22 protein-coding genes are annotated in these 21,952 nt (G+C 44.6%); 12 read left to right on the top strand and 10 right to left on the bottom strand.

All coding sequences use genetic code 11. From position 1 onward, the window contains the following. Positions 1 to 172: 172 nt before the first annotated feature. Complete coding sequence (locus QT994_RS24130) at positions 173 to 433, bottom strand: hypothetical protein (RefSeq protein WP_333048069.1); 261 nt, start codon at positions 431 to 433, stop codon at positions 173 to 175. Positions 434 to 521: 88 nt separating this feature from the next. Between QT994_RS24130 and QT994_RS24125 the strand changes: the two genes are divergently transcribed. From QT994_RS24125 to ssuC, 9 genes are all read left to right on the top strand, one after another. Beyond that, positions 522 to 2,099 carry an adenylate/guanylate cyclase domain-containing protein gene (locus tag QT994_RS24125; protein ID WP_333179048.1) on the top strand — a complete coding sequence of 526 codons (1,578 nt, stop codon included), beginning with the start codon at positions 522 to 524 and terminating at the stop codon, positions 2,097 to 2,099. A gap of 272 nt (positions 2,100 to 2,371) precedes the next feature. Beyond that, positions 2,372 to 3,436 (top strand): sulfonate ABC transporter substrate-binding protein, encoded by a 1,065-nt coding sequence (locus QT994_RS24120; protein ID WP_333179045.1) that lies wholly within the window; start codon positions 2,372 to 2,374, stop codon positions 3,434 to 3,436. Positions 3,437 to 3,460: 24 nt separating this feature from the next. Beyond that, positions 3,461 to 5,164 (top strand): fumarate reductase/succinate dehydrogenase flavoprotein subunit, encoded by a 1,704-nt coding sequence (locus QT994_RS24115; RefSeq protein WP_333179042.1) that lies wholly within the window; start codon positions 3,461 to 3,463, stop codon positions 5,162 to 5,164. 336 nt (positions 5,165 to 5,500) lie between these two features. Beyond that, positions 5,501 to 5,728, top strand: coding sequence for a 4Fe-4S dicluster domain-containing protein (locus tag QT994_RS24110; protein WP_332959817.1), 228 nt, complete (start codon positions 5,501 to 5,503; stop codon positions 5,726 to 5,728). 32 nt (positions 5,729 to 5,760) lie between these two features. Continuing rightward, positions 5,761 to 6,735, top strand: coding sequence for a HEAT repeat domain-containing protein (locus QT994_RS24105; RefSeq protein ID WP_333179040.1), 975 nt, complete (start codon positions 5,761 to 5,763; stop codon positions 6,733 to 6,735). Continuing rightward, positions 6,728 to 7,840, top strand: coding sequence for an Mrp/NBP35 family ATP-binding protein (locus QT994_RS24100; protein WP_333179037.1), 1,113 nt, complete (start codon positions 6,728 to 6,730; stop codon positions 7,838 to 7,840). The genes QT994_RS24105 and QT994_RS24100 overlap by 8 nt, the downstream gene beginning before the upstream one ends. Before the next feature lie 194 nt (positions 7,841 to 8,034). Further along, positions 8,035 to 9,117 carry a sulfonate ABC transporter substrate-binding protein gene (locus QT994_RS24095; RefSeq protein WP_333179035.1) on the top strand — a complete coding sequence of 361 codons (1,083 nt, stop codon included), beginning with the start codon at positions 8,035 to 8,037 and terminating at the stop codon, positions 9,115 to 9,117. 22 nt (positions 9,118 to 9,139) lie between these two features. Then, the gene (gene ssuD / locus QT994_RS24090) at positions 9,140 to 10,321 is read left to right on the top strand and encodes an FMNH2-dependent alkanesulfonate monooxygenase (protein WP_333179033.1); all 1,182 of its coding nucleotides are present in this window, start codon (positions 9,140 to 9,142) and stop codon (positions 10,319 to 10,321) included. Next, entirely contained in the window at positions 10,318 to 11,103 is a 786-nt protein-coding gene (ssuC, locus tag QT994_RS24085; RefSeq protein ID WP_333179030.1) for an aliphatic sulfonate ABC transporter permease SsuC, read from the top strand. The genes ssuD and ssuC overlap by 4 nt, the downstream gene beginning before the upstream one ends. 121 nt (positions 11,104 to 11,224) lie before the next feature. On the opposite strand, the gene QT994_RS24080 is transcribed toward ssuC, so the two are convergent. Continuing rightward, on the bottom strand, positions 11,225 to 12,511 hold the full coding sequence (locus tag QT994_RS24080; protein ID WP_333179027.1) for an aliphatic sulfonate ABC transporter substrate-binding protein: 1,287 nt from the start codon (positions 12,509 to 12,511) through the stop codon (positions 11,225 to 11,227). A 218-nt stretch (positions 12,512 to 12,729) separates the two neighbouring features. Between QT994_RS24080 and QT994_RS24075 the strand changes: the two genes are divergently transcribed. Beyond that, on the top strand, positions 12,730 to 13,398 hold the full coding sequence (locus QT994_RS24075; protein ID WP_333179024.1) for a cadmium resistance transporter: 669 nt from the start codon (positions 12,730 to 12,732) through the stop codon (positions 13,396 to 13,398). A gap of 87 nt (positions 13,399 to 13,485) precedes the next feature. Here the strand turns inward: QT994_RS24075 and QT994_RS24070 are convergent, their stop codons facing one another. From QT994_RS24070 to QT994_RS24050, 5 genes are all read right to left on the bottom strand, one after another. Further along, positions 13,486 to 14,694: an acyl-CoA dehydrogenase family protein gene (locus QT994_RS24070; protein WP_333179020.1), complete on the bottom strand. Its 1,209-nt coding sequence runs from the start codon at positions 14,692 to 14,694 to the stop codon at positions 13,486 to 13,488. A 63-nt stretch (positions 14,695 to 14,757) separates the two neighbouring features. Further along, positions 14,758 to 15,579, bottom strand: coding sequence for a methyltransferase domain-containing protein (locus QT994_RS24065; protein ID WP_333179018.1), 822 nt, complete (start codon positions 15,577 to 15,579; stop codon positions 14,758 to 14,760). Positions 15,580 to 15,851: 272 nt separating this feature from the next. Continuing rightward, on the bottom strand, positions 15,852 to 16,604 hold the full coding sequence (locus QT994_RS24060) for an ABC transporter ATP-binding protein (protein ID WP_333179015.1): 753 nt from the start codon (positions 16,602 to 16,604) through the stop codon (positions 15,852 to 15,854). 52 nt (positions 16,605 to 16,656) lie between these two features. After that, positions 16,657 to 17,484, bottom strand: coding sequence for an ABC transporter permease (locus QT994_RS24055; RefSeq protein WP_333179012.1), 828 nt, complete (start codon positions 17,482 to 17,484; stop codon positions 16,657 to 16,659). A gap of 171 nt (positions 17,485 to 17,655) precedes the next feature. Then, the gene (locus QT994_RS24050; RefSeq protein WP_333179009.1) at positions 17,656 to 18,702 is read right to left on the bottom strand and encodes an aliphatic sulfonate ABC transporter substrate-binding protein; all 1,047 of its coding nucleotides are present in this window, start codon (positions 18,700 to 18,702) and stop codon (positions 17,656 to 17,658) included. Between the two features lie 293 nt (positions 18,703 to 18,995). Here QT994_RS24050 and QT994_RS24045 point away from each other — a divergent pair, with 293 nt between their 5' ends. Together QT994_RS24045 and QT994_RS24040 are read left to right on the top strand one after the other, a co-directional pair. After that, complete coding sequence (locus QT994_RS24045; protein ID WP_333179006.1) at positions 18,996 to 19,388, top strand: carboxymuconolactone decarboxylase family protein; 393 nt, start codon at positions 18,996 to 18,998, stop codon at positions 19,386 to 19,388. Positions 19,389 to 19,424: 36 nt separating this feature from the next. After that, positions 19,425 to 20,429, top strand: a complete 1,005-nt coding sequence (locus tag QT994_RS24040; RefSeq protein WP_333179002.1) for a 2-oxoglutarate and iron-dependent oxygenase domain-containing protein — start codon at positions 19,425 to 19,427, stop codon at positions 20,427 to 20,429. A 280-nt stretch (positions 20,430 to 20,709) separates the two neighbouring features. On the opposite strand, the gene QT994_RS24035 is transcribed toward QT994_RS24040, so the two are convergent. The 3 genes from QT994_RS24035 to QT994_RS24025 all read right to left on the bottom strand — a co-directional run bounded on the left by QT994_RS24035 (position 20,710) and on the right by QT994_RS24025 (position 21,907). Beyond that, on the bottom strand, positions 20,710 to 20,937 hold the full coding sequence (locus tag QT994_RS24035; protein ID WP_172190219.1) for an EF-hand domain-containing protein: 228 nt from the start codon (positions 20,935 to 20,937) through the stop codon (positions 20,710 to 20,712). Positions 20,938 to 21,003: 66 nt separating this feature from the next. After that, positions 21,004 to 21,162, bottom strand: coding sequence for a tyrosine-type recombinase/integrase (locus QT994_RS24030; protein ID WP_333048050.1), 159 nt, complete (start codon positions 21,160 to 21,162; stop codon positions 21,004 to 21,006). Between the two features lie 127 nt (positions 21,163 to 21,289). Then, on the bottom strand, positions 21,290 to 21,907 hold the full coding sequence (locus QT994_RS24025) for an ABC transporter substrate-binding protein (RefSeq protein WP_333178999.1): 618 nt from the start codon (positions 21,905 to 21,907) through the stop codon (positions 21,290 to 21,292). Positions 21,908 to 21,952: the final 45 nt, after the last annotated feature.

Here is a 21,952-nt window from a genome sequence, read left to right as displayed (position 1 = left end):
GTTAGTTTTTAGATCGTGTCCGGTCAGTTACCCCTCATAAAAGGTGTTAATAGTCAAGAATGCAAGTTTTCATAAAATCCTGAAAACTTAGGTATGCACTAGAAACCTATTTTATTGCGATCGTAGGAGCGGACATAATATTAGTTACCAATGATTAATGACCAATTACCAATTAATACATTTGAGATTCTATTTCGTCAAAAGTAACAAAACGCTCACCTGGCAACAAAATCGGCTGCGAAGCAAAAATTAGCTGGCCTCGATCGCTTCCTTGACTGACAACTACACCGGCCGGACGCTGCATCTGCTCGGAATGCACTTTTAGATACATACCATAGGCCGATCGGGCAGCTCGGATCAAATCGGGAGCTAGCAAGCTGTGACTTTTGGAAGTTTCTATCGGGGGTTCAGGGTTTGGCTGGTATGGGGTCACTGGAAACTTATCATAATGGTATAGGTCGAGCTATTGGTATTGCCTCTCGATCGATAGAACTTACCCTATTTTTTAAGAATAAACTTAGGTGGAAATTATTAATAGATTAACCTACAATCCTCCCTTGGCTGGGATCGAACTGCGGCTGCGATCGCTCCTTTCGGCTGAGCTGTACGCCGCTGCGTGGGTAGATCCTTCCCCCGCAACGCTAATGGGGGTTTTCGATCACCTGCGAACTCTGCGCTACATCCTGCACGACTACGTGCCCCGGCCCGTGTCCGAATCTCCGCCAAACCCAGGGGAGGTGCGCTACCAGTGGCAAACAGGCACCTTGCTGTTCACGGATTTGGCAGGGTTTACCTCGCTGTTGGAAGCGAATGCAACCCAGGGGCGCAAGGGAGCTGAAAGCCTTCTGGGCGTGATTAACGACTATTTTGCCTCGATGATTGAAATTGTCAGCAAATCGGGCGGGGATTTGCTGGAGTTTACCGGAGATGCGATGCTGGTGCAGTTTCTGTCAGGGGTTTACCAAGAGGATACAGCGAGGGCGGTGCGGGCGGGTTTGCGGATGCAGCGGGCGATGGCTGAATTTGCCAATATTGAAACGGCCCGGGGTATTTTGTCTTTGAGGATGCGGGTGGGCATCCACTGTGGTCGCTATATTAGTGCTGACATCGGTACGCCGCTGCGAATGGCTCACGTACTGCTGGGGCATTCAGTCCAGCAAGCCAAGCAAGCTGAGGGTTCGGGGACTGTGGGGCGAGTATGTTTGACTGAAGCTGCTAGAGAGTCTTTGGGAGAGCAATTTCGTTTTGAACCCGGGACACCGGGTTATTTTTTGGTGGCGGACGATTTAACGGACGATCGACTCGGAGAGTATGATATCACTTTGACTGGGCGGCGGATGCCGAGTTCGGTATTGCTCGATCGCAGCGTTTCGGGCTTGGTAAGCGAAATCGGGGAATCTGTGAAGCGGCTTGAACCCCTTGCTAGTTATATTCCCAAAGCTATCCTGAGACTGCTGGTTGAAAATGCTGATCAGCGAAAAATTCCGCCGGATTTTCCTGAACCGACGGTCATGTTTGTCAACTTGATTGGTTTACCGGAGTCTGTGGACAAAGCTTCGCTGGAGGAAGAAGCCAATTTGGTAGTGGGTTTTTCTCGGGTGTTTGCGTCGATCGATGCTGTAGTCTCAGCTAAAGGCGGCGTGTTGCAAAAAGTAACGGCACACTTGGACGGTTCGGATATGCTGATTTATTTTGGCGTGCCCGACGCTCACACGGATGACGCCAGCCGCGCGGCTAGTGCGGCAATTGCGATCCGAGATATCATTGCACGTTTGCCTCTGGTAATTATCGCGGGTGAAGAAGTAAAAGTAAGCTGTCAAATTGGGCTTTCCCGGGGGCCGGTGTTTGCTGCTGAGGTTGGGGAACCGCGAGGGCGCAGGGAGTTTAATATCCTCGGCGATACGGTGAATACGGCGGCTCGGTTGATGAGCAAGGCGGGGGAAAACCAAATTTTGATTGGTGAAAGGGTGTTTGAGTCGATCGGGCCGCACTTCATTTGCGAGGCTTTGGGATCTGTTGCTCTGAAGGGGAAATCTGCTCAAACTCCGATTTTTGCTTTGCAAGGTGCAAAAGGGGAGAAGGGAAAAGGGGGCGTTTAAATAACTTTGCTGGGCAATAATCGCATACTACTGGTCAATTGAGAGCATGACCAACCATTACCGCATAATAATGCGCGATCGTACCCCAAAATCTTTAAATACGGTAAATCGATAAAATTAGCGTATATTTTCTCTAATACGACCATTTTTAATAATTCTTATAAAAATAAAATTACTTGCGCTCTGCTTAATTATTAACTCCGGTAAATTTATCGATATACAGTGGTATACTGCCAGTAAAGTTACTCTCAATCCCTTTCTTGTTGGCATTTATGTTGATTAAGCTCGCAGAAACCCACCTCTTAGGCATTTTGAGCTACTGCCGCCAAATTTTCCTTTTTCGGAGAGTTCGCAGTCTTTCCCTGCTATTTGCAACCGGACTCGGCTTGAGTTTGGTAGTGGCAGCTTGTTCTCCTACCGCTACCACACAGAACACAGCCACTGCGAGCACTTCCGCACCTACCAAAAGCGTTACAGTTAGCATCGGCTATCAAAAATCAGCTACCGTTCTCAACGCTCTCAAAACCAAAGGCGGCTTAGAAAAAGCTTTAGCAGCCTCCAAATCTTCTGTAAAATTTGTAGAATTTCCTGCTGGGACTCCTCTATTAGAAGGAATCAACGCAGGCAGTATTGACTTTGGCTACACAGGAGAAGGACCGCCAGTTTTTGCTCAAGCTGCTGGAACCCCATTAGTTTATGTTGCTTACGAAACTTCAAATCCTAAGTCGGAAGGTATCCTAGTTCCCAAGGATTCACCTATAAAAACTGTTGCCGATCTTAAAGGCAAAAAAGTAGCTTTTGCCAAAGGTTCTAACACAAACTACTTCCTAGTTAAAGCCTTAGAAGCGGGTGGACTTCAATATAGCGACATCAACCCAGCTTTCCTCAAACCAGCAGAAGCCCGCGCCGCTTTTGAAGGGGGAAATGTGGATGCTTGGGCAATTTGGGACCCGTACTTAGCCGCAGCCGAAAAATCCGCAGGCGCGAGACTTATAACAGATGCAACAGGAATCGCTGCCAATCGAGGTTATTATCTTGCCCGCAAGGGTTTTGTGGACGAACATCCTGAGATTTTGAAACTCATTTTAGATGAAGTCAAAAAGGTCGATCGATGGGCGGCGGGCAATCCCGTAGAAGTTGCTAAATTTCTGGAGACGCAATTAGGGATAGAAGCCTCCGTGTTAGAAGTGTCTGAAAAGCGACGCAACTATGGCCTTTTTCCCCTCAGCGATGAAGAGATTGCCGGACAGCAGCAAATTGCTGATACCTTCCAAAAACTGCAACTTATTCCTAAGCCCGTCCAAATTAAAGAAATCGTTTTGAAAGATGGTAAGTAGCGTCATTAGCCAGGAGAAATTAACGTGAATACTCAATGGATAAAAACTGATGTGCTTGTAATTGGTGGCGGTACGGCTGGCACCATGGCTGGTATCAAAGCTAAACAGGCAAATCCTGACAGCGAAGTGCTGATTTTAGAAAAGGCAAATATTCGCAGAAGTGGTGCGATCGCAATGGGAATGGACGGTGTAAACACTGCCGTCATTCCCGGCCATTCTACACCAGAACAGTACGTTCGCGAAATTACCCTTGCTAATGACGGCATCCTCAACCAAAAAGCCGTTTATCAAACTGGAAAATTAGGCTATGAAGTCATCCAAGAGTTAGAAAGTTGGGGAGTAAAATTTCAGAAAGATGCCCAAGGTAACTACGACTTAAAACAAGTTCATCGCGTCGGCAAATATGTTTTGCCAATGCCCGAAGGCAAAGACCTCAAACAAATTTTAACCAGACAGGTAAAACGCCACAAAGTTAAAGTTACCAATCGAGTGATGGCAACCCGCGTTTTAGTGCAAGCAGGACGGGCTACAGGAGCCCTTGGCTTTGACGTGCGAAGTGGAGATTTTGTAGTAATTCAAGCGAAAGCTGTCATTCTTTCTACAGGTGCTTGTGGTCGTTTAGGACTACCCGATTCCGGCTATCTTTATGGCACCTATGAAAATCCGACTAATGCCGGAGATGGCTATTCAATGGCTTACCACGCTGGAGCAGAACTCACTAACATTGAGTGTTTTCAAGTCAACCCGCTAATTAAAGATTATAACGGCCCAGCTTGTGCTTATGTCGCCGGCCCTTTCGGTGCTCATACTGCTAATGCCGAAGGTCATCGCTTCATTAGTTGCGATTATTGGAGCGGTCAAATGATGCTGGAAATCTGGCATGAATTACACTCTGGTAAAGGCCCAATTCAATTAAAAATGACTCATCTCGATGAAGATACTATCGCTGAAATTGAGTCAATTCTTTGGTCAAATGAGCGGCCGAGTCGAGGTCGATTTCACGAGGGGAGAGGGGAAAATTATCGCGATCACGGCGTTGAAATGCACATTTCGGAAATTGGGCTATGCAGCGGCCACAGCGCCTCTGGTGTTTGGGTGAATGAAAAGGCAGAAACCACTGTGCCCGGACTCTACGCAGCGGGAGATATGGCAAGCGTTCCTCATAATTATATGATCGGGGCTTTTGTGTTCGGTAGAATAGCAGGAACTAATGCCATTGACTACATCCAAAGTTTAGATTATGTCGAGCCTGACGGGGATTTTCTGGAAGCAGAAAAAGCGCGGGTTTATGGACCTTTAAAGCTGCCCAATGGAATCCCTCACACGCAAGTAGAATATAAGTTGCGGCGTTTAGTGAATGATTATTTACAACCACCCAAAGTAGGAAACAAAATGGAGATTGGACTGAAAAATTTTGTCCGTTATCAAGAAACTCTACAAGAAATGGGCGCTCGCGATCCTCATGAGTTAATGCGCTGCATGGAGGTTCACTTTATTCGAGACTGTGCGGAGATGGCGGCGAGGGCTTCTTTGTATCGCTGTGAAACTCGTTGGGGGCTTTATCATTATCGGCTAGATTACCCTGATAAAAATAATGAAGAGTGGTTTTGCCATGTTAATTTGAAAAAAGGGGAATCAGGAGAAATGAGCTTGTTTAAGCGTCCAGTTGAACCTTATATTGTGGAGGTTGATTTACATAAAGAGGATTATAATGTTGTAGCGCGTTGAGTTATAGTAAGATTAGGTTATTTGTTCCCGTCATTTGGATCAATAACACTAAGATTACTATACATTCAAGTGGGATGTAAGATATTGTCGAGTTGATTTATTTGTAGATAGAGAAGATATTGTAGAGTGCGTCAGTTCTAAATAATTTGTGAGTTCTACAAAACTTTGGATCTAACGCACCAGGCTCCTATAATAAGTTGTTTAAATGCTAGACAGCTTATTGTAGAGGTGAGTTCTCGTCACTATCTTTGATTTCTCACTATCATATCCATAAACTCACTCCATCCCACTTGACAATCGGATAACTCTATTCACCATTAACCATCGCACCTAACTATGGCTTTAATTACACAACGAGTTGATGTTCCAGTCACCGTAGATGAGTCTAAGTGTTTGGAGAAGTGCCAGGTCTGCATTGATGTTTGTCCTTTGGATGTACTGGCCAAAAATCCCGAAACAGGGAAAGCTTACATGAAATACGATGAATGTTGGTTTTGTTTGCCTTGTGAAAAAGAATGTCCAACCAATGCCATAACGGTTAAAATTCCCTTCTTGTTGCGCTAAGTTTTTCGAGTTTGTATAAAGTGTAAAAATTCATGATTACTGAGAATGATAGTGAATTAAATCAATGGCTAGAAATGCTGCGATCGCCCGAACTAAGCGATCGCCTTGTTGCTGTGAAAAATTTACAATATTTGGGTGATGAAGAAGCTACAAATGCCCTACTTCTAGCCCTGTCAGATGAGAGCATTGCCGTTCAAAAAATTGCCATATCTGCCCTTTGGGAAATTGGCAATCCTGTGGCTATTCCTGCTTTTATTGAGTGTCTAGGTTCCGCCGATGCCGATATTCGCCAAGAAGCATTATCTGCATTAAATGAATTAGTTTTACCAACTGACTTACGGCAACTACTAGAGGCACTCCACCGCGACAATGTTAATATCCAACTCAATATCTTAACCTTGTTGCGGAAGATTCACGATGCTCAGTCTTTACCCGATATTTTACCATTCTTTGCATCCGATGTTCCTGAATTGAGAGCAACAGCAGTAACCACTCTCAGCTATCTCAATCAGGTGGAAAAATGTCCCCAAGCTTTGGCCTTAATATCTGATACAGATTTAAATGTTCGCCGTGCTACGGCTTTAAGTTTAGGACATTTAACAGATCCAGAAGTCATCTCAATTTTGTGTCAAGCACTCAAAAGCGATCCTGACTGGCAAGTGCGACGAAATGCAGCTAAATCTTTGGCAATTCATGCCGAATGTGCGGCAATTTTGGCACTGGAAGCAGCGGTAAGTGACGAACATTGGCAAGTTCGCAAATTCGCGCTACAAGCGTTGCAAAAAATTCCCGATGAACGAGTCATGCCTGCTTTGATTAGAGCCTTAGCTGATGAATATTCAGATGTGCGGAAAGAAGCTGCGATCGCCCTTGGCAATCTCAGCAATCCTGCCGCGATGCCTGCGCTGCAACAATCTCTGGACGATCCCGATAAAGAAGTTACTATTTTCTCTCAAAAAGCGATTCAGAAAATTCAAACATTACTGCAAAATTCCCAAAATGGTTGATTCTTCCTCTTTCCCAAAAACCAACTCACATCTACCCTCAGAAAATCCCAATTCTGTGGAAAAATTACGACAGCAAGAAGTTGTCAACTATCTCAAACAAGTCATCGAACCCACACTCAAAAATGATATCATCAGTTTGGGAATGGTGCGAAATTTGCGAATTGTTGAAAATTACATTTATTTGCGCCTTTATATTGGATCGCATCAGCAAGAGTTGCCAAAAATAATTGAATCTGTTTTATCGCCTGTAAGCTGGTGCAAAAAAACTTATATTCAAACTTGCACGATAGCCAACGTGCGAACTACCTTGGCTATTTCTAGCGGCAAAGGTGGGGTGGGAAAATCTACAACGGCTGTGAATTTAGCAACAGCGTTAAAATTACATGGAGCCAAGGTAGGCTTGCTAGATGCTGATGTTTACGGCCCTAATATTCCTCAAATGTTAGGGTTAGGACAAGCCGATGTAGAGACAATTAATACTGCTAAAGGTGAGAAATTTTTACCCCTGGAAGCACAGGGAATTAAAGTGATGTCAGTGGGTTTATTAGCAGAACCCGAACGTCCTTTAGCATGGCGAGGTCCAGTTCTCCACAAAATTATTACGCAGTTTATTCAAGATGTAGAATGGGGCGAATTAGATTATTTACTCATTGATTTACCCCCCGGTACCGGAGATGCTCAAATTACCATTGTGCAAGAAAGTCCTATTTGTGGAGTGATTCTCGTTACTACGCCACAACAAATATCTATTTCCGATGTCCGTCGCAATATTTATATGTTTCGCCAAGTAGGGGTTCCAGTGCTGGGGATTATTGAAAATATGAGTTATTTAATCTGCGATGGGCATGAAGAACCGATACAAATTTTTGGTAGTGGTGGGGGTAAACAGTTAGCAGAAGAACTTCAAGCACCCCTCCTTGCCCAAATTCCTATAGACCCGCGCATCTGTGCGGGAGGTGATACAGGAAAACCCCTAACAATTGCAGATCCGAACTCGGCGGTATCTCAGGTTTTTATGCAGATAGCAGCAGGGCTAGATGCTACTTTTTCTCCGGCGCGTGCAACTGATATATTGCCCGCGAATATTAATCATGTAAGTAACTAGAGAAGTAATACAAACAAAAATCTACAGAATGTGCTTGCATTTTTGAAGCCATCTGTGGAATAATAGGAGCTTGTCAGACTTAACTACGGTATATCTATCGGCTTGTAGTAGTATGCTCATCAATAATGATTAGCTCAGCTTTTGCATGGTTATTACGTATCTTGGTTTTCCGCACTTAAATTCAGGAATAGACAATGTTAACCCCATTGAAAGAAAACCGATTTTCAGGCAGATTGAGACATCTTTGGAGCAAACTCAAACATAGTTCTCTCAAGACCTTTGCTTTACTTTTTGCATTGGGCTTCAGTTTGAGTTTGACAGTCTCAGCCTGTGCTCCTACTCAGCAAACAAATACAACTACAGCCCCAACTTCTGCTGCCACATCGGTGGCTAGTTCTAACTCACAACAGAGCAATGTAATTCGGATTGGCTATCAAAAATATGGAACTCTAAGCATCCTTAAATCACGAGGCAGTTTAGAGAAGCGTTTGGCCTCTCAAAACACTTCTGTACAGTGGCTTCAATTTCCCGCTGGTCCTCAATTACTAGAAGCTTTGAATGCAGGCAGTATTGACTTTGGTCATACAGGAGAAGCACCCCCTATTTTCGCACAAGCCGCTGGCGCACCATTGGTATATGTTGCTAACGAGCCTCCTAATCCTAAAGGCGAAGCTATCTTAGTATCGAAAGATTCTCCCATTCAAGATGTCGCTGGCTTGAAAGGCAAAAAAGTTGTATTTAATAAGGGTTCAAACGTGCACTACCTAGTAGTAGAAGCATTAACAGCAGCCGGATTAAAATATAGCGACATTCAGCCTATTTACTTGCCGCCAGCAGAGGCGCGGGCAGCTTTTGAACAAGGTAGCGTTGATGCTTGGGCGATTTGGGACCCGTTTTTTACAGTAGCGAAACGAGCTACTGATGCTCGCGTTCTTAAGGATGGAGAAGGGCTTGTAGCTAATCGGGAATTCTATCTAGCTGCTAAACCTTTTAACGACCAATATTCTGACCGGACTAAGGCAATTTTAGAGGAACTTCAAAAAATCGATGAATGGGCGGCGACTCAACCAAATGAGGTCGCAAAACTGCTATCTCCCGCTCTTGGTATTGACGTTCCAACTTTAGAGGAAGTCGCACGGAGACGGCCTTACGGCGTGCAGCCCATTACAGCAGAAGTCATCACTTATCAACAAAAAGTTGCTGATACTTTCTTGGATTTGAAGCTGCTTCCCAAACAGGTAAAGATTAGTGAAGTGGCTCAGGTAACTAAACAATAAATAGTGATGGAGACTAAGGCAAATGGAATTATTTTGGTTTATCCCAACTCACGGAGACGGACGGTATTTAGCGAGCGGAATTGGAGGGCGATCTGGCAGTTTGTCCTACTTAAAGCAAATCGCCCAAGCCATTGAGCATTTAGGATTTACGGGCGCTCTACTTCCGACGGGACGCTCTTGCGAAGACGCATGGGTAGTGGCTTCTTCCCTCATGTCTGTAACGGAAAAAATGCGTTTTTTAGTAGCAATCCGTCCGGGATTAATGTCTCCTGGGGTAGGAGCACGGATGGCAGCAACCTTTGACAGATTATCTAACGGGCGCTTGTTGATTAATGTGGTTACGGGCGGCGATCCGGTTGAATTAGCTGGAGATGGAGTGCATCTGAGTCACGACGCACGTTATGAATTGACTGATGAATTCTTGACTGTTTGGAGGGCAATGCTTGAAGGAAGTAACTCGACTAATGTGCGAGAGCAAGAAGTCGATTTTAGCGGTGAATATCTCGAGGTTAAGGGCGGTAAAGTTTTATTTCCACCTGTACAAACTCCTTATCCTCCGTTATGGTTTGGCGGTTCGTCGCCGATCGCACAACAAATTGCAGCAAAACATATTGATGTTTATCTGACTTGGGGAGAACCGCCGCAACAAGTGGCCAAAAAAATTGAAGCTGTGAAAAAATTAGCAGCAGAACAGGGTAGAACTGTGCGGTTTGGGATTCGCCTTCACGTCATTGTACGCGAAACTGAAAGCGAGGCTTGGGAGGATGCAAATCGATTGATTAAATATGTCGATGAAGATGCGATCGCTGCCGCCCAAAAAGCTTATGCCAGAATGGACTCTGAAGGGCAAAAGCGGATGACTCAACTGCACGCAGGCAACCGCGAATCCCTAGAAATTAGCCCGAATTTGTGGGCGGGAATTGGGTTAGTAAGAGGCGGTGCTGGTACTGCTTTAGTCGGAGATCCCGATACCGTTGTAGAGCGAATATTGGAATATTCCGAATTGGGGATTGAAACTTTCATTTTTTCCGGTTATCCCCACTTAGAAGAAGCATATCGAGTGGCTGAATTGCTATTCCCCCGCTTGCCGCTGAAAAACCAACCGACTGTACATCAACCGCAAATGTTTAGTCCTTTTGGCGAAATTGTTGCCAACGATAAGTTTCCCACACAAAAACAAGTTATTCCTACGAGTGCGTCATGAATAAAAAATGGCTCAACAACCCCTATTTTCAGCAGGTAATCCCCTGGATTGTCCCAATGCTGCTGATTGTTAGCTGGCAATTATTGGTGCAGGTGGGTTGGCTTTCCACAAGAGTTTTACCAGCACCAACAGGTGTTTTAAGTGCAGGAATTAGATTGGCAATTACCGGGGAACTGTTTCACCATATCGGAATTAGTGCTTGGCGTGCCGTCGTTGGTTTCATCATCGGCGGAGGAATTGGTTTAACTCTTGGTTTCCTCAATGGTCTTTCTCCAATCGCCGAAAAGCTTCTGGATACTTCTATACAAATGGTTCGTAATGTTCCCCACCTCGCCTTAATTCCTCTAGTGATTTTGTGGTTTGGAATTGGCGATGTAGCTCGGTTATTTTTGGTGGCTTTGGGTGTGTTTTTCCCCCTGTATATCAATACATTTCATGGCATCCGCAGCGTCGATGCCGGGTTGATTGAAATGGGAAAAGTCTATGGTTTGAGTCCGAGATCTCTTTTGTGGCAAGTTATTCTGCCTGGGGCTTTGCCTTCGATTTTGGTAGGCGTGCGATATTCCTTGGGGATTATGTGGCTGACGCTGATTGTCGCAGAAACAATTGCTGCGGATTCTGGTATTGGTTACATGGCAATGAATGCTCGCGAGTTCTTGCAAACTGATGTGGTGGTGTTGAGCATTATCATGTATGCTTTGTTGGGTAAGTTTGCAGATGCGATCGCCAGAAAGTTAGAAGAGAAATGGCTTGCTTGGCATCCCAATTATCAGCCAGCTTAGGTTGAAAAAAGAATCCATAAGAAAGAAAGATGAAAGTGTCCCATTTTTCTTTCTTAGTTCCTCTAGAAATTCCCGCTAATAAGCCAGAAATTCCACCCTTTTTAGTGGTGGTAGTGTCAGATTAATAAGTCCAGTTTTGCTTAGTCTGCAAGCTATAGGTTCCATCTTTCACATTCACCCGCTCAGGAATCAGATCTAAATCTTTAAATATATTTGCCTGGTGCTGTAGGGCCGTGAGCGATTGGTCGTCGATCGGGATAATAGCGCGTTCGGCACTACGTTGCTGTAAAATTTCTACAATGGATGAATCTATTTCATGGTGTTCTGCCAATCGCACAGCAGCTTCTAATTCCTGTTTCTTAGCCCAAGCTCCCGCTTCATTTACCTCTTCTAAAATCACCTTGAGCAAGTCGGGATAGTCGCGTACCAACTCTGGAATCGCGTAGTAATATGTCGGAACTTCTAAAGAGGCTTTGTCACCAAAGATGCTCTCTAAGTCTGCAATTGATCGCCCTGGATAAGCACTTCGGACTTGAGTTGTCGTGTAGGGAACCCAAATCACCCAAGCATCGACCTCACCCGCGCGGAATAGCGGCAGCGCCTGTGGCTGAGTCAGATAAATTGGCTCAATGTCACTAAACTCTAATCCCACTTTTGCCAGTGCTCGCACCAGCACATAATGAGCACTTGAGCCTTTGTCAAAAACAATCTTCTTACCCTTCAGGTCAGCAAGCGTCTGAATCGGCGAATCTTCAGGTACCAGAATCGCTTGACCTTTGGGAGCAGTATATTTTTCTTTAGCTACCCGCACAAACACATGATCTGCTGCTTGCGAGAAGATGCTGGCCGTACCACCGCCGCCGCAGAAATCGATCGTCCCATTGCTTAATGCTTCTATCAGAGCAGAAGCTGATAAGAAGCTTGTCCAAGTAACACTCAGCCCAAATGGTCGCAAACGGCTTTCGAGCCAACCTTTAGCACGCAGGACTTCCAGATTTGTCATACCCTCTGGATAACCGATTTTAAGTTGCTTGAGCCGCCGCGCTTGCTCAGCTAAGGGTGTGTTGCCCGATTGAGCAGAACGTTTAGAAAACCAGCGATCCAAAACTATACAGAAAATGATGCCTCCCACAAACAGTCCCACAGTTTCCAGTACCCGAGTTGTTGAGTCTTTAGGTAGTGTGGTCTGATTTACCTGACTGACTAGAGGGGAGAGTACATTCCCAGAGGCAGAAGTGGCAACAGCATGACTCTCAAAAGCCAGACTCAAGACCAAAATCGTGGCAAGACTGAGGCAAAATCGCACTGCAAACCGATAGGCAAGCGATCTGGGAATAACCGATCTGAGCGATCGTAAGATATTTTGACCTGCGCCTCTAGGCAGAAGGTGAATCAAACGGCTAATCATAATGACTCTTTTGATAAACACAGGTGATGGACGCTGGATCGATTGAAGATGGGGGATCGAGTCAAAGCACCGCTTGATACATAAACTACCAGATTGGCTAGCTCGTTACACCCAAATAGGGGATACCCACATTATCCTACTGACATTGTGGTATTTTTTACAATGGTTGAGCGATCGCCGAAACGAGCGATCGGATAGGTGTTAAGTGAGGAATGGTAATGGATTGGTTAATTGCAACACTTAAGATCGGGCTAGCTGCTGCTGTGGCAACAACGTTTGACGACAATATTTATCTGACTGCCTTCTTCAGTGAGGTTAATCGTACTTTTCGCCCTCAGCACGTTGTGGTTGGTGAGCTTTTAGGGTTCACGGTATTGGTGATACTAAGTTTGGTTGGTTTCTTACTGGGGCTAGTGATTCCGTCCACTTGGACTGGTCTACTGGGGATTCTGCCGATACTGATTGGCTTGAACAATTTGCTCAATCTTAATAAGGATGATTCAGCCGAAGATAAGTCAGCCAATCTGAAAAGAAACTCTAAATTCCGAGGATTTGATTCTAGAAAACCATCGCTCTGGGATGTAATCCGCGATCCGCAGACCTATCGCGTCTCCTCGGTCACGATTGCTAACGGCAGCAACAATCTAGGGATTTATATCCCTTTGTTTGCGAGTAGCTCAATCCAAAATCTGTCCGTAATTATACCCGTTTGCTATCTCATTGTTTCCTGCTGGCTGTTTATGTCCTATACTCTGACCCATCTACCTGGTATTGCTTTGGTACTCAGCCGTTATGCGAGCAAGTTTTTCCCCTTCGTGCTGATGTGGCTGGGTTTCAGAATTCTGATAGACAGTGAATCCTATCGTCTTTTTCTACCTAATACTTGATAGACAAAGGCACTTAAAAAATCTAGGCAACAGTACCATAGATTGCAAGTTTATAGATGACAGAATGTATCAATCATTAGATGTTTTTTACGTATAAAAGCTGGGATTGGGGAGCTGATGGTTGAGTACCCAGTTACCCAGATCGTGAATTTTATAGTCCACAGAATCATGTAGCGTAAACGTTCTCAGATTACGCCAGTAGCGATCGAAACCATATTTACTGGTGGTAGCACGCGCCCCCATTACTTCAAAAATGCGAGTTGTCACATCTAAACCTATTTTTGTGGCAGCAATTTTTGCAGTTGCGATCGCGATCGCGCATTCTCCACGTTCTTCTGTTGTTAAATCTATGCCTTTTTCCCAAGCTACTTGCAGAATGGCGGCGGCTCGATCAGTCAAACTGCTAACGGCTTGCAGATCGACCCACATTTCTCCGTAGTGTTTCAGAATGTAGGGATCTTGCGTCACACTAGGAGCATTGGAAGTCAACCAGGGTCGTCCTTGGGTGCAAGTGTAGTCTTTGGCAGCAGCAAATGCTCCTTCCGCAATACCCAAATAAATATGGGCAAGATTGATTTGCGTCAAACAAGCTCGTAAAGTACGGAAAGGAATATCAGCACGGGTGCGATCGCCAAACACTTCCGAGTCATAAACGCGCACTTGGTCGAAACTAATACTACCGCTATCGGTTTGACGTTGCCCCATATTATCCCAATCGTCATGAATTTGTATTCCCTCTCTTTGAGTGGGAATTACAATAATCGTGAGTTCGGAGGTATCTTGACGAACCGCAGTGATGGGTAAGATATCAGAATCTTTAGAGCCAGAACAAAAGCTTTTTGTACCGTTCAGTAAAAAGCCTGTACCATCAGGAGTTAAAGTCGCACGGCGATCGAGGGGATTGAGAGCATTGCACCAAAACCAATTGTTTGTCACCGTATCTTTGTAGAACTGCGCTTTGCGTTCCTCCGTGCCAAAAAGATGCGGGATAACAACCCCTAAATGGTGATAGGAATAAACATGGGCTAGAGAACTATCAATCTTTGCCAACTCGCGGGAAATTTGGAGTGCAGTAATCCACGTTTCGCCAATACCGCCATATTCTTTAGGAATAATCAAACTGAGCAAACCGCTAGAGCGAATGCGATCGCGTTCATACTTTGGCGTACCGCCAAGACGATCTCGTTCGATGGCAGTAGCAGCAAATTCTTGAGCAAGTGATTTTGCTATCGCTACATAATCTTGCTTGCTGTCTTGTTGTGTTGTGCTTTTCGAGTCTGCAAGGGATATTTTCATATTGATGATACAAAATCGAGGGAAGTAATCAGGTACAAATGATTTAGGATTCCTAGAGGTTGGTCAGTCCTTAAAACCCAAATAAACAGAAATCGGTACATCTTCAACAAACTGACCTGTAGGTTCTGCACTGAGAATTGCTGCTTTAATTTCCGCCTCAAATACGGAAGTATCGCCATTAAAGTAATCGCGACGGCAGTAAGCGGTGGAGTAGAGATAACCAATAAAATTATCTATGGTCCAGTGTTTTTGAAAGTCAATCTTATGGCGTTTAATCCGAACGAATGGCGATCGATCCAAAACTTCTAAATCAGACTTGTAGAGCAAAGGAACGCTGCTCGATCCCACACGCCGCTCTTCTCCTAGCCACCGTTTGATCGTCGCTAGCACATTTTGTGCCCAAACAGAGTCATTTGACCAAATATCTTTTTCAGTTTGAATAATCGCTATCCCCGTATTAGCGTTACTGGTGCGATCGAGCACATCATAGCTGCGCTGTAGTACCAATTCTTGATCCATCCAATGAAAAGCACGACCAATGGTGACAAGGGAAAATGTACCAATTGCCGGGGAAATATTTTCTGCTAAATCCGTTACCCATGCGATATTTGAAGCATGAGCCAGTTTAGCTTCTTGCTTGGCAACTTCGAGCATTTCTGGATCGGGATCGATACCCAAAACAGATTGAAATCGATCGTGTAAGGCGATCGCTACTAAGCCAATCCCACAGCCGAGATCGAGAAGCTTGCCTTGCCCGTCTAATTGAAATTCGTGTGAGATTAAATCGTAAAGAGCATTTGGGTAGCGCGGTCGATATTGCAGGTAATAAGAAATGGCTCCTTGAAAGAGAGTGGAATCGTAGCTTTGGAATAGTTTAGTAGTCATGATTGAAGTCAACTTTTGCTAAGTTAGGATTGAGTTTGTGAGATATAGCAAGTCTATTTGAGTCATGAAGGTAGAACAACCTGAAACGCTTGTGATGATTGAATTGATTGTTTACAAATCAAATGGTTTTGCTATATCTGCGTTGATAATGATGGGTTTTCGCAACAATTTTATTCATTATAATTATAGAAATTGTTGCATCTTTAATTTATAGAATTTCCCAATTCAACCTCCTTCTTGATTACATATTAATTGCGATCGCAGCCTGGGATTTAAACCTCTAAGGGAACTGTTTGCGTATTGGATAAATCCAAGGTACTCAATAATTTTTCTTTCCAATATTGCAAATCGCGATCGGTACGCCTGCGGGGACGGGGAAGATCGATATCTAGCTCAAGGTGGATGCGTCCAGGGTTGCCACGCATAACGATCGCGCGATCGCTTAAAATCAGTGCTTCTTCAACATCATGGGTGACAAGAATCATGGTCTGGCGATCGGATTGCCAAATTTCTAACAGACGATCCTGTAATTGCATTCTAGTAAAGGAATCGAGAGCACTAAAGGGTTCATCTAGCAATAAAATAGAAGGATTAGTAACAAGGGCACGCGCGATCGCCACCCGTTGAGCCATTCCTCCTGATAGTTGGCGCGGCAGCAAACGAGCAAAATCTTGTAATCCAACCTTAACTAGAGCATCACTTGCCCGTGCCTTGCGTTCATCCTTCGGTAAATGATGCAAACCAAACTGCACATTTTCCCAGACGGTTAACCAAGGCATCAGCCGAGGTTCTTGAAATATTACACCAATTTCTGGATGAGGTTTGTTAATGCGAATATCGTCAATTTGCACCTCTCCATAAGTTGGCAGTTCTAATCCGGCAACTATCCGTAAAAGTGTACTTTTGCCGCAACCACTCGTACCGATTAAACTAACAATCTCGCTGCGATTAACAGTTAAATTAATAGACTCCAATCCTACAAAACCATTTTTAAATCGCTTATGCAGTCCTTCGATGAGTAGCATATATGTTTCCTACTTGGCGCTTTGAATGAATTCTTGAAACTAATGCTTTGAACTAATGGTTGGAAGCGTAAACATCCTGCCAATGGAGTAGCCAATGCGATGCAAGGCCAATAATTGAGTCAGTCACTTTTCCGAAAATCGCAAACAAGAGAATGCTGGCGAGGGTGATGGCGGGTCGTCCAGTCGCTTGCCCGTCGATCAATAAGAAGCCTAAGCCCTGACTGGCTCCCATCAATTCAGCCGCCACGACAAACATCCAGCCCAAACCCAAGCCACTCCGCAAACCGACAATGTAGGCAGGCAATGTCGCGGGCAAGAACACACGACTGATAAGCTGCCAATCATTAAGTCTATAGATTTTGCCAACCTCAACCAATTTGCGATCGACATTGTGAATGCCGCTCATGAGATTTAAGTAAACGGGGAAGAAGACTCCAACGGCGATCAGAGCAATTTTAGAAGGCTCATGAATTCCCATCCAGAGGATGAATAGCGGCACCCATGCGAGGGAAGGAATGTTGCGGAGTGACTGCAAAAGTGGGTCGAGTAAATCGCGAATTAGGCAAGAATAGCCTGTTAATCCTCCTAGAATAGTGGCAAAAAATGTACCAATCAAGAAGCCAACAAAAACCCGATAGAGTGTAATGCTGATGTGCTGCCATAGTTCCCCTGCTGCACCGAGTTTCCAAACTGTTATGACAATATTTGAGGGAGCAGGTAACAAGTTAGGAGGAACAAAGCCAAACCTAGACAGACTTTCCCACAATATTAAGAGAAAGACTGGCAAGAGCAAGCCTTTTGCTCTGCCCAGACGACTGAGAAGTTGCCAAATATTACCTGTTTGTGCGCTTGAGATTGCGATCGCAAGTCTTTGTTCCATAACTTAGTGTTTGGTATCAAGCATAGATAGGTTGGCAGCGGAATTAAAGTTTAAAAATGCAAAATTAAAAATGATTAATTTACTTTTCAATTTTCAATTTTCAATTTTTAACTTTTAATTTTCTGAGATGCGTTGGTGAGTTGGTGTATATCCACAGCAGATGTTTTTTACTTAGGATTTCGCAACCCTTGCCACATACTGCGGATCGATTAAATTGTTAACTACTGTAATGACATCAACGGAATCCTCGATCACGCCGCTTTTTTTCAAGACATCCCCAGCAGCACTAATAACGGCTTTTTGTTCGTCACCAATCGATGAGTTTGATATATCGGTTCGCTCCTCTAATTGTTTAGTTGCTACCGCTTCTGTCAGCTTCGATGCTTTAATTACCACTTGCTTGAGTTCACTAGGATTTGCGATCGCCCATTTCCGTGCCTTCTCATAGGCGGTTAGCACTTGACTAACTTGTTCAGGATATTGTTTGGCAAATGCCTCGCGGACATTCAAAAAGCCTTGACTAATTAGTTTGGGCTCGCGGAAGAAGAGTTTCGAGCCTTTTTCTACTTCTGTCTGTGCCATAAATGGATCGAGACCAGCCCAGGCATCGACATCGCCTTTCTCAAGGGCAGCTTTACCGTCAGCGTGGGGCAAAGGCACGATTTCCACATCTTTGGCAGTCAAACCGACTTGATCCAAGGCACGCAACAAGAAAATAAACGGATCTGTTCCGCGCGTTGCTGCAACTTTCTTGCCTTTTAGATCGGCGACTTTTTGAATGGAAGAATTCGCCGTAGTTACTAATGCTGTCCATTCCGGCTTCGAGTAAACGTAAATAGATTTGATGGGATTGCCATTGGCTTTGGCAATCAGTGCGGAAGCACCAGAAGTCGAGCCAAAGTCAATGCTGCTGCCATTGAGAAACTCTAATGCCTTGTTACTACCTTGACTGAGAACCCATTCGACTTTCATATTGGCTTTGGCTAAGTCTTCTTCTAGCCAGCCTTTCTCTTTGAGTACGAGACTGACAGGATTGTAGTAGGCATAATCTAAACGTACTACCGTAGGAACTGCCGTAGGAGATGAGCCTGGGGATGCTGCTGTAGTGTTAGTTCCAGGAGAGGAAGAATTACAGGCATTGACTAATAGCCCTAGAAACAGCCCAGAAATAAAAAATAGCAGCAACCTACGTCTGGCAATGGCAAACCACTTGCTCATGATTCGTCTCCTCAATTCCTTGCTAAATGTCTCGTTTAATTAGGACTTACGCAGTTTATACTATAAATTGAGCGATTTACCGTAGTATAGCTGAATTTTATCTTACAGCAAGGCACGCTCAAGATCAAGGCTTAAAAGACCAACTAAACTGTTGGTGGTGCTATGGGCAACTCCCTTGACAATATGGCGATCGCGCTCAATCAGCTTGATTAGCAAGGAGTGGTTAGCTGTTTTTAACAGGTGAGTCGCTACTATGAATTAGTGCTGTTCACGATCTCACCCTTATTGCAACTATGAGCCATTTGATTGAATACGAAGATGCAAGTGATGAAGTACGCGCAGTGTATGACGACATTCGCGCGACACGCAAAACCGAGTACATCAACAACTTTTGGAAAGCGATCGCCAACCATCCGCCTACCCTGCAACGTACCTGGCAGAATGTGAAGGAGGTGATGACGGCTCCGGGAGAACTCGATCCCCTGACCCGCGAGTTAATCTACATTGCTGTCAGCGTTACAAATAATTGCCCATACTGCATTTCATCTCATACAGCCGGAGCGCGAGCCAAGGGAATGGATGATGCCATATTTGGGGAACTGATGGCGATCGTGGCAACCGCAAACGCTACCAATCGACTGGCAAATGGCTATCAAATTCCGGTGGATGAACAATTCAAATTATAAAAGGCGTTCAATCTTAACTACTTATAATCCATCTCTATGGCAACTGAATTAACAGTAGATGTTTCTCAGATTCCCGTTATCGATATTAGTTCGCTGGTATCGGATAATCGCCTAGATACTGTTGCCAACCAAATCCGGCAAGCTTGCAGCAGCACAGGTTTTTTTTACATTGTTGAGCATGGTGTAGACAAAGGCTTGCAAAACCGTTTGGAGCAACTGAGCCGTCAGTTTTTTGCTCTAGATTTAGAAACCAAAATGCAAATTCGGATGGCGCTGGGAGGTCGGGCATGGCGCGGCTACTTTCCGGTTGGAGGTGAACTGACGAATGGTAAACCAGATTTGAAAGAAGGAATTTATTTCGGATCTCAATTGAATCAAAACCATCCGGCTGTTCAAGCAGGTGTTCCCATGCACGGAGCAAACCTGTTTCCCGATATTCCTCTTTTTCGCGAAACAATACTAGAATATCTGTCGGTGATGACCCAACTGGGTCACGCAGTAATGGCGGGAATTGCCCTGAGTTTGAACTTAGAAGCATCTTACTTCCGCGATCGCTATACGACCGATCCCCTGATTTTATTTCGCATCTTCAACTATCCACTACAAAGCAATCCGCAAGGCAAATCCTGGGGAGTGGGAGAGCATACCGATTATGGTTTGCTCACGATTCTCAAGCAGGATGATTTAGGTGGGTTGCAAGTGAAGACAAAATCAGGCTGGATTGATGCTCCCCCGATCGCCAATTCATTTGTTTGTAACATTGGCGATATGCTCGATCGCCTCACAGGTGGACTTTATCGCTCTACTCCTCATCGAGTCAAGAATGTGTCAGGACAGGATCGCCTCTCATTTCCATTCTTCTTCGATCCCAATTTCAATGCTGAACTCCACCCGATTGACATCAAGGGAGCGATCGTCGATGACAACAAGAACGAACGTTGGGACAAAGCCAGCGTTCACGAGTTTCGCGGCACTTACGGCGATTATGTCCTCAACAAAGTTGCAAAGGTTTTTCCCCAATTGCGCCAGCAAGTTTTGTAAACAGTCACCCATTGGTGACAAGTTAAGGCTCAAAGCCAGTTGTCAAGGGGATTTTCGGAGGTAGCTCAAAGAAAAAAGGTTCTCCACTGCCGACATTATAACTCTAATGTCAACTGGGGCTTAAATCCCTGCCAGATGAAAGGATAAGAAGCAAGTTCTTATCCTTGGTAGTCAGCGATCGCTTTTTCCCCTATAACTACTGCAACTATTACCAGGGGAAGACACTCATCCACTTGGATAAATGATTTTATTTCAATCGCTGCTGGCTAGGCGATCGCGCTTATTCTAAATTCCCTGCTTTCTTAACAGCTTGTTTCAAGTCTTCAAAGGTAATATTACCCTCTTCATCTCGATACGTCGCTAGCAGTTCCGCGGGGCTAGTACCTGTTTCTGCTAAAATGACTGCATTTAACCCAGGACTTAAAAAAAGCTCATTACTCGATATTTTGCCATCTTGATCGCCATCCAAGGCATTAAAAAGAGATTGAAGCTCTTGCTCAGTTGCCATAATTTTCTATTTGAATTAGTTTTTTCAATTCAATATCCCATAATGTTGAAAAAGATGCAAGGAAAGTTACCTTTTACCCTGGCAGATACAAGCTGTTGCTGTCGTTTGGGCGTGTGCGTGTGGATACCTGGAAGTAGTCGCTACCGATTCATGCCCTAACGTCTGCTGCACCAACTGAATCGGCGCGTCCCTGTCTAGTGAATGCGAAGCGTGGGCGTGACGCAACCAATGGGGCTGACCTTTCCTGTAATCCCAGCGCGGTTCCCCAGCATCGTCTTCACCCCCGCTATTTGGAAGGTAGAAGATATCAGGTGTTTTGCTTTATCCAACATTTACCCACAAGCGGGGATTTTTAATTACCTGGTTTCCAAACTACTTCTTCAACTTTGAGCTGCTTGGGAATTAAGCCGAGTTCAAAAAAAGTATCCGCAATTTCCTGTTGCTCGGCAACCATATCAGCTTGGATCGGTTCAAATCCATAACTCCGCCGTCGAGTTACTACATCTAAGATAGAAGCATCAATTTTCAGAATGGGAGCGAGGATCTTAGTTACTTCTGCGGGATTCGCATCGGCCCAAGTCGCTACTGCTTGAGTTTCTTCTCTAATTGCCTCAATGATTTTGGCATTCGACCCAGCAAATGACTTATTAGCTAAGTAAAAATCTCGGTTAGCTGCTAGTCCTTTACTATCTTTAACAACACGAACATCTTTTGGCGCTTGAGCTGCTGCATAAAACGGGTCCCAAATTACCCAAGCATCTACGTTACCTTGTTGGAAGGCAGCTCTGGCATCGGCTGGTGTCAGGTTGGCAGGCTTAATTTCACTCCATTTTATCCCTGCGGATTTCAATGCTTTTGCTAACAGGTAATTGGCGCTTGAACCTTTTGTAAAAGCTATTTTCTTACCCCGCAAATCTGCAAGGGTTTGAATTGCCGAATTAAGCTGTTGCACATTTAAACTGTGATACAAGCATTGCCCTTATTTTTGATTTTACGACCCCACTTAATTATTAAT

This window comes from Microcoleus sp. S13_B4 (assembly GCF_036700885.1).
GTDB lineage: Bacteria > Cyanobacteriota > Cyanobacteriia > Cyanobacteriales > Microcoleaceae > Microcoleus.
This window is presented reverse-complemented; position numbering and strand designations above follow the sequence as displayed.